Source organism: Luteibacter aegosomatis, assembly GCF_023078455.1.
Classification (GTDB): domain Bacteria; phylum Pseudomonadota; class Gammaproteobacteria; order Xanthomonadales; family Rhodanobacteraceae; genus Luteibacter; species Luteibacter aegosomatis.
Genome location: NZ_CP095740.1, coordinates 1,311,528 through 1,324,745 on the forward strand (window position 1 = coordinate 1,311,528; position 13,218 = coordinate 1,324,745).

At 67.5% G+C, this 13,218-nt stretch carries 13 protein-coding genes; all 13 read left to right on the forward strand.

Annotated elements, in window-relative coordinates:
* The first annotated feature begins 1,238 nt into the window (after positions 1 to 1,238).
* The 13 genes from fliN (at position 1,239) to L2Y94_RS06120 (ending at position 13,218) form a co-directional block, all read left to right on the forward strand.
* Complete coding sequence (gene fliN, locus L2Y94_RS06060) at positions 1,239 to 1,523, forward strand: flagellar motor switch protein FliN (RefSeq protein WP_247375151.1); 285 nt, start codon at positions 1,239 to 1,241, stop codon at positions 1,521 to 1,523.
* An 8-nt stretch (positions 1,524 to 1,531) separates the two neighbouring features.
* Positions 1,532 to 1,945 (forward strand): flagellar biosynthetic protein FliO, encoded by a 414-nt coding sequence (gene fliO / locus L2Y94_RS06065; RefSeq protein WP_247373756.1) that lies wholly within the window; start codon positions 1,532 to 1,534, stop codon positions 1,943 to 1,945.
* A complete protein-coding gene (gene fliP, locus L2Y94_RS06070; protein ID WP_247373758.1) occupies positions 1,942 to 2,685 on the forward strand; it encodes a flagellar type III secretion system pore protein FliP in 744 nt (247 codons plus the stop codon). The genes fliO and fliP overlap by 4 nt, the downstream gene beginning before the upstream one ends.
* Entirely contained in the window at positions 2,682 to 2,951 is a 270-nt protein-coding gene (gene fliQ / locus L2Y94_RS06075; protein WP_144911350.1) for a flagellar biosynthesis protein FliQ, read from the forward strand. Before fliP ends, fliQ begins: the two co-directional genes overlap by 4 nt.
* The gene (gene fliR, locus L2Y94_RS06080; RefSeq protein ID WP_247373760.1) at positions 2,951 to 3,727 is read left to right on the forward strand and encodes a flagellar biosynthetic protein FliR; all 777 of its coding nucleotides are present in this window, start codon (positions 2,951 to 2,953) and stop codon (positions 3,725 to 3,727) included. Before fliQ ends, fliR begins: the two co-directional genes overlap by 1 nt.
* Positions 3,724 to 4,869: a flagellar biosynthesis protein FlhB gene (flhB, locus tag L2Y94_RS06085; RefSeq protein ID WP_247373762.1), complete on the forward strand. Its 1,146-nt coding sequence runs from the start codon at positions 3,724 to 3,726 to the stop codon at positions 4,867 to 4,869. Before fliR ends, flhB begins: the two co-directional genes overlap by 4 nt.
* A gap of 5 nt (positions 4,870 to 4,874) precedes the next feature.
* The gene (flhA, locus tag L2Y94_RS06090; protein ID WP_247373763.1) at positions 4,875 to 6,986 is read left to right on the forward strand and encodes a flagellar biosynthesis protein FlhA; all 2,112 of its coding nucleotides are present in this window, start codon (positions 4,875 to 4,877) and stop codon (positions 6,984 to 6,986) included.
* A 94-nt stretch (positions 6,987 to 7,080) separates the two neighbouring features.
* Positions 7,081 to 8,421 (forward strand): flagellar biosynthesis GTPase FlhF, encoded by a 1,341-nt coding sequence (gene flhF, locus L2Y94_RS06095; protein ID WP_247373765.1) that lies wholly within the window; start codon positions 7,081 to 7,083, stop codon positions 8,419 to 8,421.
* Between the two features lie 65 nt (positions 8,422 to 8,486).
* Positions 8,487 to 9,362 carry a MinD/ParA family protein gene (locus L2Y94_RS06100; RefSeq protein WP_247373767.1) on the forward strand — a complete coding sequence of 292 codons (876 nt, stop codon included), beginning with the start codon at positions 8,487 to 8,489 and terminating at the stop codon, positions 9,360 to 9,362.
* Complete coding sequence (locus L2Y94_RS06105) at positions 9,359 to 10,090, forward strand: RNA polymerase sigma factor FliA (RefSeq protein WP_144911340.1); 732 nt, start codon at positions 9,359 to 9,361, stop codon at positions 10,088 to 10,090. Before L2Y94_RS06100 ends, L2Y94_RS06105 begins: the two co-directional genes overlap by 4 nt.
* A 57-nt stretch (positions 10,091 to 10,147) precedes the next feature.
* Entirely contained in the window at positions 10,148 to 10,549 is a 402-nt protein-coding gene (gene cheY, locus L2Y94_RS06110) for a chemotaxis response regulator CheY (protein WP_144911338.1), read from the forward strand.
* Positions 10,550 to 10,558: 9 nt separating this feature from the next.
* Positions 10,559 to 11,200 (forward strand): protein phosphatase CheZ, encoded by a 642-nt coding sequence (locus tag L2Y94_RS06115; protein ID WP_144911336.1) that lies wholly within the window; start codon positions 10,559 to 10,561, stop codon positions 11,198 to 11,200.
* Between the two features lie 8 nt (positions 11,201 to 11,208).
* Positions 11,209 to 13,218: a chemotaxis protein CheA gene (locus L2Y94_RS06120; protein ID WP_247373768.1), complete on the forward strand. Its 2,010-nt coding sequence runs from the start codon at positions 11,209 to 11,211 to the stop codon at positions 13,216 to 13,218.

A 13,218-nucleotide genomic window follows, 5' to 3' on the forward strand; every position in this document is an offset into this window, starting at 1 on the left:
CCTGTTTTTTGTTGTTTTCTTTGTGCACTTGGGGCTTTCTTTGTACTGGATTTTTCAGGCTATTGGATGTGGGGCATCTGCTACTTGCAGCTCATGGGTTAAAATGGCTGATTATGTAATCGGTTTTCCGATATTCGACTTTCTTCGTTTATTTAACGGAGATGGGTCGCATTCGAGTGGGGAGGCGCTGTTTGCTTTATTGCCAATAAACTCTGCTGTGGTGGCGGTCATTATCGTGTTTGCGTGGATCGGCTTTAGGCCGAAGGTTAGGCATGGAAATAAAGTATAAAGTAGTGGTTATGAGACGGTTGCTGCACTATCGACAAATGTGAAGTACAGCGACGGCAGCCTTTCAATCAAAGGGATTGCTTAGGTGCGAGGGCGAAGCCGAGCCTTCAGGGAGCGCCCAGTGTTTGCCGAGCGCCTCGCCATGAGCACCGGCCTGCGCCGGTGCGACGGGTTCGCCGGTTCGTTGCCATCGCCATCTGCTTACGTGTTCTTCGTCGAGCCATGACGGCGAGCACACCCGAGTCGTTGGTGGCGAGTATCCGTTTGAGCCTTAGCCGGTGCCGGTCTTAAGTCTCTATCTTCGGGTTGTTTACCGCTCGCCAGATCAGCGCAAGGCCTCTTTCGTGATAGTTGTCCTGAGGGTTCGCGGACAGGGTCCGCTCCCACCCCTCCGGCTGCGGTTGTCCTGCTCGGACGCGAGGCGCTGGGTCCCTGCTTTCGCAGGGACGACGTGAGGGGTGGGGTATGTCGTCGCGATCTGGGACGGGGGCGCTTTGCTTTTCTTCCGGGCGTGGAGGGGAGTCGTCGGGTGCCGTCCTCGGAGCGCTTCCGCAGGGAGCGAAGGCGGACGAGGACTTAGCGACGAGGACGGCGCACGGCGGCTCCCTCGCCTCGGTCCCCGCGGTAGTGCGAGGGCGAAGCCGAGCCATCACGGAGCGCCCGGTGTCTGCCGACGGGATCGCTGGCGCATCGCCATCGCCATCGGCGCACGTCGGGCCGTCAACTGACCGACACCGTGACTAACTGCCGTCGAGCGTCAGCTTTCCGGCGAGATCGTGAAGACGGCTTTTCACGGCCGAAGCCAACTCCATGAATCCAAGGGGAAATCCTGCTCCGTGCGCCATGGCATGCCGTTTGCTTCAAGGGCAACGACCCCTCGGCAAACCTCCGGAACGGACATGAACGACCCGACCAGCCCTGACTTCCTCGAAGGCCAGAATGACACCGTCATGGGCCAGGCCGCCGGCCTTGGCGAGGTGAACCTCGACGTCATCCTCGACGTGCCCGTGACCATGGCGATGGAAGTGGGCCGCACCAAGATCAGCATCCGCAACCTGCTCCAGCTCAACCAGGGCTCCGTCGTGGAGCTGGATCGCGCCGCCGGCGAACCGTTGGACGTGTTCGTCAACGGCACCCTCGTCGCCCATGGCGAGGTGGTGGTGATCAACGAGAAGTTCGGCATCCGCCTCACCGACGTGATCAGCCCCGCCGAACGCGTGCGCAAGCTGCGGTGATCCCCATCATGCGTCATACCCTCGCCGCCGTCGGCGGCATGCTTCCCTGCGCCCTGCTGGCGGCCCCGGTGGCCGGTGCCGCGCCGGTCGACACGGGCGCGGAGCTGGTCCGCGTGCTGGTCAGCCTGCTCGGCGTGGTGGCGCTCATCTTTTTCGTCGGCTGGATGAGCCGCCGCGCCCAGGCGCGCGTGCGCCCCGGCGGCCGCAAGATCCGTGTCGTCGAATCGATGCCGGTGGGCATCAAGGACCGGGTGATGCTCATCGAAGTCGGCGGCACGCAATTGCTGGTGGGCGCGTCGCCCACGGGTGGCCTGCGTACGCTGCACGTGCTCGATACGCCGGTGGCCGAGGACGCCACGCCGCCTCAGGCGCCCACGCTCAAGGGTTTCCGCGACGTACTCTCGCAGTGGAAGCGCCCATGACCCGCTGGCTCGTTTTCCTCCTGCTGCTGCTCGTGCCGGTGGTGTCCTTCGCCGCCGAGCCGCAGGGCATCCCGCTGGTGAACGTGCAGCCGGGCGCGAACGGTGGCCAGCAGTGGTCGCTGTCGATCCAGGTCCTGGCGCTGATGACGGCGCTGACCGTGTTGCCGGCCATCCTGCTGATGATGACCTCGTTCACCCGCATCGTGATCGTGCTGGGTTTCCTGCGCCAGGCGCTGGGCACCAACAGCACGCCGCCGAACCAGGTGATCCTCGGCCTGTCGCTGTTCCTTACGCTGTTCGTGATGTCGCCGGTGCTGAACAAGGCCTACGACGCGGGCGTGAAGCCGTACATGGACGGCACGATGAGCGTGCAGGACGCGCTACCGGCGGCTGCCGCCCCGTTCAAGCACTTCATGCTCGAACAGACCCGCGAACCGGATCTGCAGCTGTTCACCCGCCTGGCCGGTGACGAGCCCTATGCCGACAAGGATGCCGTCCCGTATCGCGTGGCGCTGCCCGCCTTCGTCACCAGCGAGCTGAAGACCGCGTTCCAGATGGGCTTCCTGCTGTTCATTCCGTTCCTCATCATCGACCTGGTGGTGGCCTCGGTGCTGATGTCGATGGGCATGATGATGGTCTCCCCGGTGATCATCTCGCTGCCGTTCAAGATCATGCTCTTCGTGCTGGTGGACGGCTGGACGCTGCTGCTGGGCACGCTGGCGGGGAGCTTCTTCCAGTGACGCCGGAATCGGTCATCGCCTTCGGCCAGCAGGCCCTGCACATCGCGATGCTGGTCGGCGCGCCGCTGCTGCTCACCGCGCTGGCGGTGGGCCTCCTCGTCGGCATGATCCAGGCCGCCACGCAGATCAACGAGCAGACGCTGAGCTTCATCCCGAAGCTGATCGCCATGGCGCTGGTGATGATCATCACCGGCCCGTGGATGCTGCGCACGCTGGTGACCTTCACCCGCGGCCTCATCGAGTCGTTGCCCCAGGCGGTGCGTTGATGCCGTTGGACATCGGCCAGCTCGAAGGGTGGGTGGGCGGTGCTTCCTGGGCGCTGGCGCGCGTGTCCGGCCTGATGCTGGTGGCGCCGGTGCTCGGCAACACGACGATTCCGATGCGCATCCGCGCCGGGCTCACCGTGGTCCTCACCATCGTGCTCGCGCCGCTGGCACCGCTGGGCATCAAGCCGCTGTCGGCCCAGGGAGTGGAAGTGCTGGCCCAGCAGGTGCTGATCGGCGCCGCGCTCGGCTTCGTGCTCAAGCTGATCTTCGAGGCCGTGTCGTACGCCGGGCAGTTCGTGTCGCAGGCGATGAGCCTGGGTTTCGCCGAGGTGGTCAACCCGAGCCTCGGCGGCAGCGTGCCGGTGCTCAGCCAGTTCTACATGATGCTGGTGACCCTGCTGTTCCTCGTCATGAACGGCCACCTGCAACTGATCGACCTGCTCGCCGACAGCTTCCGCACGCTGCCGGTGGGGACCGACGGCATCGGTGCCGACGGCCTGTGGGGCGTACTCACCTTCGCCACCCATCTGTTCTCCGGCGCCGTGCGCGTGGCGCTTCCCGCGCTTACCGCGCTGCTGGTGGTCAACTTCGGCTTCGGCGCGATCAGCCGCTCGGCGCCGTCGATGAACCTGTTCGCGGTGGGTTTCCCGATCACCATCTGCCTGGGCATGGTCGCCGTCTGGCTCGCGTTGCGCGGCCTCCCGGGGGCCTTCGATGCGCTGCAGACCGCCGCGTGGGAGACCATGCGCCAACTCGTCGGAGGTAGCCGGCCGTGAGCGAGGGCGCCGACAAGGAAGACCGCACCGAATCGCCCAGCGAAAAACGCCTCCGCGAGGCGCGCGAAAAGGGCGACATCCCGCGATCGCGAGACCTTTCGACCGCCGTGGTGGTGCTCGCCGGGGTGGCGACGCTGATCGCCACGCGCGAGCAGATGGCCCTGCACGCCGCCAACATCATGCACATCGGCCTGCGCTACGGCCGCGACGACCTGTTTGCCGAGGACGGCCTGCGCCACGCGCTCGGCACCGCCGTGCTGGAAGCGCTGAAGCTGCTCGGCCCCGTGTTCGCGGTGACCATGGTGGCCGCCGTGGCCGCGCCGGCGCTGATGGGCGGCCTGAATTTTTCCGTGCAGGCGCTGGCACCCAAGTTCGACCGGCTCGACCCGATCAAGGGCTTCGGCCGGCTGTTCTCGATGAACGGCCTGGTGGAACTGGGCAAGTCGATCCTGAAACTGATCCTCATCGGTGGCGCCCTGGTCTGGTTCCTGCGCAAGAGCGTGCTGGACATGTTCGTCACCGGCAGCGGCCCGGTGGACGCGGGGATCTCGCGCGCCTTCGCGATGTTCGGCAACGCCTCGTTGATCTTCGGCTGCGCCCTGGGCGCGATCGCCCTGGTCGACGCGCCCTGGCAGAAGTTCAGCTTCACCAAGAAGATGAAGATGACCAAGCAGGAGGTGAAGGACGAGCACAAGGAAAGCGAGGGCAGTCCCGAGCTGAAGTCAAAGATCCGACAGATGCAGCACCAGATGGCCCGGCGCCGGATGATGCAGGACGTGCCCACGGCCGACGTCATCGTGGCCAATCCGACGCACTTCGCCGTGGCCCTCAAATACGACGAAAACCGCATGGGAGCGCCGCGCGTGGTGGCCAAGGGCGTCGACGTGATCGCCGCCCAGATCCGCGAACTGGGTGCCGAATCGAAGGTTCCGGTGGTCGAGGCCCCGCCGTTGGCACGAGCCTTGTATCACACCACGGAAATCGGACGCGAAATCCCCGCGGCGCTGTACGTCGCCGTGGCCCAGATCCTGGCCTACGTGTTCCGTTTGAAGCAGGCGATCGCCATGGGCGACCTCCCGCCCGACATGCCCGAGCAGGACATCGATCCGGAATTGCTTGGGCCGTACCGCATGGATAACTGACGACGATGGCAGCGACGAGCAACCCCAATTTCTTCGGCACGCTTCGCCAGATAGGCCGTCGCGGCGTCGCCGCGCCGCTGGCGATGCTGATCATGCTCGGCATGATGATGCTGCCGCTGCCGCCGTTCATGCTCGACCTGCTGTTCACCTTCAACATCGCGCTGTCGCTGGTGATCCTGCTCGCCACGATGTACGTGATGCGGCCGCTGGAACTGGCGTCGTTTCCCACCGTGGTGCTGTTCGCCACGTTGCTGCGCCTGGCGCTGAACATCGCCTCCACCCGCGTGGTGCTGCTGCACGGCCACGACGGCCCCGGCGCGGCGGGCAAGGTAATCGAGGCGTTCGGCGAGTTCGTCATCGGCGGCAACTTCGCCGTCGGTTTCGTGGTGTTCGCCATCCTCACCATCATCAACTTCGTGGTGGTCACCAAGGGCGCCACGCGCGTGTCCGAGGTGACCGCCCGCTTCACCCTCGACGCGATGCCCGGCAAGCAGATGGCGATCGACGCCGATCTCAATGCCGGTCTTTTGACGCAGGAGCAGGCCCGCGAGCGCCGCCAGGAAGTGCGCGAGGAAGCGGATTTCTACGGCTCGATGGACGGTGCGTCCAAGTTCGTGCGCGGCGACGCCACGGCGGGCATCCTGATCCTCGCCATCAACATCATCGGCGGCTTCTTCATCGGCGTGCTTCAGCACGGCCTCTCGGCCGGCGAAGCCGCGCGCACCTACACGCTGCTCACCATCGGCGACGGCCTCGTCGCCCAGGTGCCGGGCCTGATGCTCTCCATCGCCACGGCGGTGATCGTCACCCGCGTGTCCAAGTCGCAGGAGATGGGCAAGCAGGTGATGGGCCAGCTGTTCCAGCCCAAGGCCTTGGGCGTGGCCGCCGCCGTGCTCGGCACGATGGGCCTCATCCCGGGCATGCCGAACCTTCCGTTCCTGATCCTGGCCGCCCTGGCCGGCTTCGGTGCGTGGAAGCTGCACCTGCGCCGGCAGGAGGTCGCTTCCGGCGGCGTGGCCGCCCCGGGCGCGCCGGGTACCGAACTGGCACTGGAAAGCGCACCGCCGGCCGAGCGCCTGGAACTGTCGTGGGAAGACGTGGCCCAGGTGGACACCATCGGCCTGGAAGTGGGTTATCGCCTCATTCCGCTGGTGGACAAGGCGCAGGGCGGCGAACTCATGGCGCGGATCAAGTCGGTGCGCCGCAAGCTGTCGCAGGAACTGGGTTTCCTCGTGCCCTCGGTGCACATCCGCGACAACCTCGACCTGGCCCCGCACGGTTACCGCATCTCGCTGATGGGCGTGCCCATGGGCGAGGCCGAGATCCACACCGAACGCATGCTGGCGATCGACCCGGGCCGCGTGCACGGCACGATCAACGGCATCGCCACCCGCGATCCGGCGTTCGGCCTCGATGCCGTGTGGATCGAGCCGGGCCTGCGCGAGCACGCGCAGACGCTGGGCTACACGGTGGTCGACCCGGCCACGGTGATCGCCACGCACCTGTCGCACATCCTGCAGAACCACGCCCACGAACTCATCGGCCACCAGGACGTGCAGCAGCTGCTCGACCGCCTCGCGCAGCAGACGCCGAAGCTGGTGGAAGACCTCGTGCCCAAGCGCCTGTCGCTGGGCGCCATCGTCAAGGTGCTGCAGAACCTGCTCGCCGAGCGCGTGCCCATCCGCAACTTCCGCGGCATCGTCGAATCGCTGGCCGAGCACGCGGGACAGAGCCAGGACCCGGGCGTGCTCGCCGCCGCCGTGCGCGTCACGCTGGGTCGCCAGATCGTGCAGGAGATCGCCGGCCTCGGCACCGAGGTGCCCGTCATTACTTTGGCGCCGGACCTGGAGCAGATCCTCCTGCAGTCGCTGCAGGGCGGCGGCCCCGCCGGCGCGGCGGTCGAGCCGGGCCTGGCCGATCGCCTCCAGCAGAGCGTGGCCGACGCCACGCGACGCCAGGAAGCGGCGGGCGAACCGGCCGTGTTGCTGGTATCGCCGGCGCTTCGTCCGTGGCTTGCGCGCTTCACCCGGCATGTGGCCCAAAACCTGCATGTACTGGCTTACAACGAGGTGCCCGACAACCGTCGCGTCAAGCTGGTGACGGCGCTGGGCCGGTAAGCACTGAGACACCGTTCGCCGAATCGGCGGGCGAACCGAACGAACATGGCGGTGCCGGCGATGCCGGACTGCCGCGAGAAACAGGATCGAAGGCATGAAAATCAAGCGATTCGTTGCTCCCGACATGCGCCAGGCCATGCGCCAGGTGCGCGACGAACAGGGTCCGGATGCCGTGATCCTGTCGACGCGTCGTCTGGACGACGGCATCGAGATCATCGCCGCGCTCGATTACGACGAGGCGCTGGTGCGCGAGGCCGGCTTCGCCTATGAGCCGCCCGAGCCCAAGGCGCCGGCGACCGAGCCGATGCGTGCCGTGCGCGACGACCGCGCCGCCGAGCGTGCCGCCCGCATCGACCAGGCACGCGCCGCCACGGCGGCCGCGGTCGAGCGTGCGGCGAGGGCCGAGCAGGCCCGCCCGAACGCCCCGCAGCGCCACTCCAGCGCGGCGCTCGCCGAGAGCGTGGCCGACGTGGTGCGCGCCGCCACGGTCAAGCCGGGCAACGACGCCGCCGTGAACGGCATGCGTGCCGAGATCAACGACCTGCGCGAGATGTTGCAGGTGCAGCTCTCCGCGCTGTCGTGGAACCACCTGGAGCGCGAGCAGCCGCTGCGCGCCCGCGTGCTGCGCGAACTCACCCGTCTGGGCATCGATGCCGACGTGGCCCGCGCGCTGTGCGCCGAACTGCCCGAAGGCATGACCTCCGACCAGGCGCGTTACCTGCCGCTGGGACTCATCTCGCGCAACATCCGCATCACCGGCCGCAACTTCGACACGGTGGGTGGCGGCGTCACCGCGCTGGTGGGCACCACCGGCGTGGGCAAGACCACGTCGATCGCCAAGCTCGCCGCGCGCGCGGTGCTTCGCCACGGCGCGTCCAACGTGGCGCTGATCAGCACCGACCAGTACCGCGTCGGCGCCGGCGCGCAGCTGGAGCGTTACGGCCGCCTGCTCGGCGTGCGCGTGTTCAACGCGCACGACGCCACCAGCTTGCGCAACGTGCTGCTGCAGCTGCGCGGCCGCCATACGGTGCTGGTGGATACCGCCGGACTCGCCGGCAGCGATCCGAAACTGCAGGAACAGTTCGATACGCTGCGTGCCATGTCCGACCTGCGGGTGTGCCTGGTGCTCGCCGCCAACATGCAGTCGCAGGCCATCGACGGCGCGATCCGCGCCTACGCGCCGCTGGCGCCGCAGAGCGCGATCCTCACCAAGCTCGACGAGGCGCCGCTGATCGGCGGCGCGATCTCCGCGGTCATCCGCCACGGCCTGCCGCTGGACTACACCACCGACGGCCAGCGGGTGCCCGAGGACATCGCTTCGGCCGATGCGCGCAAGCTCGTGCTCATGGCGGCGCAGCGGGTGAAGCAGCGCAACGACGAACCCGACGACGCCATCCTCGCCGAACGCTTCGGCATGACGGCCGTATCGGCCTGACCCGGACCACGCATCCCATGTCCACGGCAACCGCAACCTCTCTTTTCCCCGCAGCGAACTCCTCCATGACCACACACGTCGACAACACCCAGGCCGCCGGCATCGCATGGCTGTCCGACCGTCGTCCCACCCGCAGCATCGCGATCGCGGGCGGCAAGGGTGGCGTGGGCAAGACCACGGTGGCGGTCAACCTCGGCATGGCGCTGGCCATGGGCGGGCGCGACGTGCTGCTGCTCGACGCCGACCTGGGCATGGCCAACATCGACGTGCTGCTGGGTCTGCAGCCGGTGCGCCACCTCGGCCACATGCTGGAAGGCGCCTGCCGTATCGAGGAACTGGTGCTGGAGGCCTCCCACGGCCTGAAGGTGATCCCGGCGACCTCGGGTACCCGGCGCATGGCCCAACTGCCCAACATCGAGCATGCCGCGGTCATCCGCGCGTTCGACGAATACCCGCTGGCACCGGAATACCTCATCGTCGACACCGCCGCCGGCATTTCCGACAGCGTGTCGATGTTCGCCGCCGCCTCCGACGAGGTGGTGATCGTGGTCTGCGACGAGCCGGCCTCGCTCACCGACGCCTATGCCCTCATCAAGGTGCTTTCGCGGGAATTCGCGGTGAACCGCTTCCGCATCGTCGCCAACATGGTGCGCCACGCCCAGGAGGGTCGGGCGCTCTACGAGAAGCTCTCGCGCGTGACCAGCCGCTTCCTCGACGTGTCGCTGGATTTCATGGGGATGGTGCCGCACGACGAATACCTGCGCCAGGCCATCCGCCGCCAGTCGGCGGTGGTCGACGCCTGGCCGAGCAGCCGATCGGCGGTCGGATTCAAGAATCTGGCCAGGTCGGTCGATACATGGGGTGAACCCGAGCCCCGGGCACAGGGACGGATCGGCTTCTTCGCCGACCGCACCCACTTGGGAGGAGGGCTGCCGTTGTGAGCGTCGCGAGCGAATACCTTGAAATCACTAAGGTTCCGGCGGATCAACTGGTCAGGACCCACGCGCCGTTGGTGCGCCGGATCGCCTATCACCTGATGGGCCGGCTGCCGCCGAGCGTGGACGCGAACGACCTCATGCAGGCCGGGATGATCGGACTGCTCGAGGCCGCGAGGAATTATTCGCCGACTCGCGCGGCCAGTTTCGAGACCTATGCGGGTATCCGCATCCGGGGCGCGATGCTGGACGAACTGCGCAAGACGGACTGGACCCCGCGCTCGGTCCATCGGAAGTTGCGCGAGGTGGCGGAGGTAACGAGGCAGATCGAAAACGAGACGGGTGGCGACGCCGACGACGCGGAAGTGATGAAGCGGCTGGGCATCGACGCCATGGAGTACAACCAGATCCTGGCCGACGCGGCGAGCGCGCGGTTGCTGAGCCTGACGGCGCCCGAGGGCGACGAGGGCGCGGCGATCGACGTGGCCGACCCGGATGCCACGGGGCCGGACGGCCTGTTCGAGCAGGAGGGCATGCGCGATGCGCTGGCCCAGTCCATCGACGGGCTGCCGGAGCGCGAAAAGCTGGTGATGTCGCTGTACTACGATGACGAGCTCAACCTGAAGGAAATCGGTGCGGTGCTGGGAGTGAGCGAATCGCGGGTGTGCCAGATCCACGGCCAGGCCCTCATTCGACTCCGCGCGCGCATGTCGGGTTGGAAAGAAAGAACCTGACGGCATCCGGTGCCGTCACCGGTCGAAGAAAACGCGCAGTAAAGGCGGAGAGACGTTTTGGACAAGAACATGAAAATCCTCGTGGTGGACGATTTCTCCACCATGCGGCGCATCGTCAGGAACCTGCTGGTGGAGCTGGGCTTCACCAACACCCTGATCCAGGAAGCCGAAGACGGCAACGCGGCGCTCGCGCTGCTTCGCTCCCAGCCGTTCGACCTCGTGGTCACCGACTGGAACATGCCCAACATGACGGGCATCGACCTGCTCCGCGCCATCCGTGCCGACGCCGCCCTGAAGGCGATGCCGGTGCTGATGGTCACCGCCGAGAACAACCGCGACCAGATCATCGCCGCCGCGCAGAGCGGCGTGAACGGCTATGTGGTCAAGCCGTTCACGGCGGTGACGCTGAAGGAAAAACTCGACAAGATTTTCGAACGTCTCGCCGCGGCGGCGGGCTGAGGAGCAGGCATGAACACGACGATTTCCGCCGGCCAGGACGTGGCCCCCGAACTGCGCGAGCTGCTCGACGCCGACGATTCCACCGCCTTCGAACAGGCGCTGGACCGCCTGATCCGCAGCCGCGAGCAGCACCTGTTCCTCGCGCTGGGCCATCTGGCCCGCGACCTGCACGAATCCGCCCGCCGCCTCGCGGCCGACATCTCGCACGACGGCAACCCGGGCAACATGGGCGACGCGCGCAAGCATCTGCGCGACGTGCTCGAAATGAGTTCGCAAGCCGCGCACCGCACGCTCGACTTCAGCGAAAAGCTGCGTCCGCAGGCACAGGCCCTGGCGAAAGAAGCCGACGATGTGCTCGTGCTCGACGTGGCCGACCCGTCGTTCGCCCCGAACGCGCGCGCGCTCGCCGTGCGCGTGGGCGACTTCGCGCAGAACTGCGACATCGGCCTGGGCGAGATGGTGGAAGCGCAGTCCTGGCAGGATCTCTCCGGCCAGCGCGTGGCCCGCGTCGAAGCCTTCATGGCCAAGGTCGAATCCTCGCTCGTCGAGTTGGTGCGCCTCACCGGCTCGCTGGCCGGCGGCGCCGCTCCCGCGGCGGACAAGGTCAGCCAGGACGAAGTGGACCGCCTGCTCAGCGAATTCGGTTTCTGAGCGCGCCGATGAGCGTGGAGCTGGACAACGAGCTGCTCAACGTCTTCCTGATCGAGGCACGCGAACTGCTCGAGAGCCTGGGCGAACAGCTCGTGGACCTCGAGGCCTCGCCGGGCGACGTCGAGCTGCTGAATGCGGTCTTCCGTGCCTTCCACACGGTGAAGGGCGGGGCGGGTTTCCTCGGCCTGCACCCGATGGTGGAGCTGTGCCATCGCGCCGAAGACCTGCTCAACGAAGCGCGCGGCGGCGCCATCGTGCTCAACGCGGGCTTCATGGACGCGTTGCTGGAATCGCTGGACCTGCTCAACGACATGATGCGCGCCGCCGACGGCGGCGTGTCGATCGAGCCCGCGCCGCGTTCGCTGCTCGATCGCCTGCTGATTCCCGGCCGTGCCGCCACGGCGCCGCCCGCCGCGCTCGCCGTACCGGTGACGGCATCGGTGCCCGCCGCGGCGCCGTCGCGGCCGCACGATCCCATCGAGGACGAATTCGAGGCGATGCTCGACGCCGCGCGCGCCGAGCGCGTGCCTGCGCCGACGGGCACCATCAGCGACGACGAGTTCGAAGCGTTGCTGGATTCGCTCTACGGCACGGGGGCGCCCGGCGCCGAGTCGGTGGAGCCCGTGCCCGCGCCATCGGTCGCGGCGCCCGCCGCCGATCCCAACGCCATCAGCGACGACGAATTCGAGGCGTTGCTCGATTCCCTGCACGGCACGGCCGCGCCGGGTTCGAGCGCGCTGGACGTTCCGCTGCCGCCCGCGCCGATACCGGCACCCGCACCTGCATCCGTGGTGGCCGACGCGCCGGCACCCGCCAAGGCCGCCGAGAAGCGCCAGGCATCCACCGCCGATACCACGGTGCGCGTGGATACCCATCGCCTGGACAACCTCGTCGACGCGGCGGGCGAACTCGTGCTCGTGCGCAATCGCCTGAGCAACCTCGCGCCGCGCGGTACCGCCGACCCGATGGAACGCGCCATCGGCGAGCTCGAACGCGTGGCCGAAGACCTGCAGAACGCCGTGCTGCGCATGCGCATGCAACCGGTGGGCAAACTGTTCTCGCGCTTCCCGCGCATCGTGCGCGATCTCGCCCGCCAGCTCGGCAAGGAGATCGAGCTGGTCACCGAAGGCGAAGAGACCGACATCGACCGCACCGTGGTGGAAGCGTTGGCCGATCCGCTGGTGCACCTGCTGCGCAACGCCGTGGACCACGGCATCGAGATGCCGGACGCCCGCCAGCGCGAAGGCAAGCCGCGCCAGGGTACCGTGCGCCTGGCCGCCGGCCAGTACGGCGACCGCATCGTCATCACCGTCACCGACGACGGCAAGGGCATGGATCCGGAAGTACTCCGTCGCAAGGCCGTGGAAAAAGGCCTGATGGATGCGGAACAGGCCGCGCGCCTGGACGAGCGCGAGTGCTACGAGATCGTGTTCCGTCCCGGTTTCTCCACGGCCAGCCAGGTGTCCGACATCTCCGGACGCGGCGTCGGCATGGACGTGGTCAAGACCAAGATCGTCGAACTCGGCGGCACGCTGTCGATCGACTCGCGGGTGGGACACGGCAGCACGGTACGTCTCTCCGTGCCGCTCACGCTGGCGATCCTGCGCGTACTGATGGTGCGCGTGGGCAACCGCCTGCTGTCGCTGCCGATGTCCAACGTGGCCGAGGTGTTCGAGTTGTCCGAAGGGCAGATCCAGCGCCTCGACGGACGCGTGGTCGCCAACCATCGCCAGCGCGCGCTGCCGCTGGCCGACCTCGGCCGCTGGGCCGGCGTGCAAGGGCAGGGCGGCCACGTGGTGGTGGTGCAGATCGGCCACCAGACGCTGGGTTGCCTCGTCGACGAAGTGCTCGGCCGCGAGGACGTGATGGCCAAGCCGCTCGGTCCGTTCCTGAAGGACGTGCCCGGCGTCGCCGGCGCGACCATCACCGGCGACGGCCGCATCTCGCTCGTGCTCGACCTGGCGGGGCTCGCCGACGACGGCGGCCAGGTGCTGCCCACGCTGAGGATGGCCGTCTGA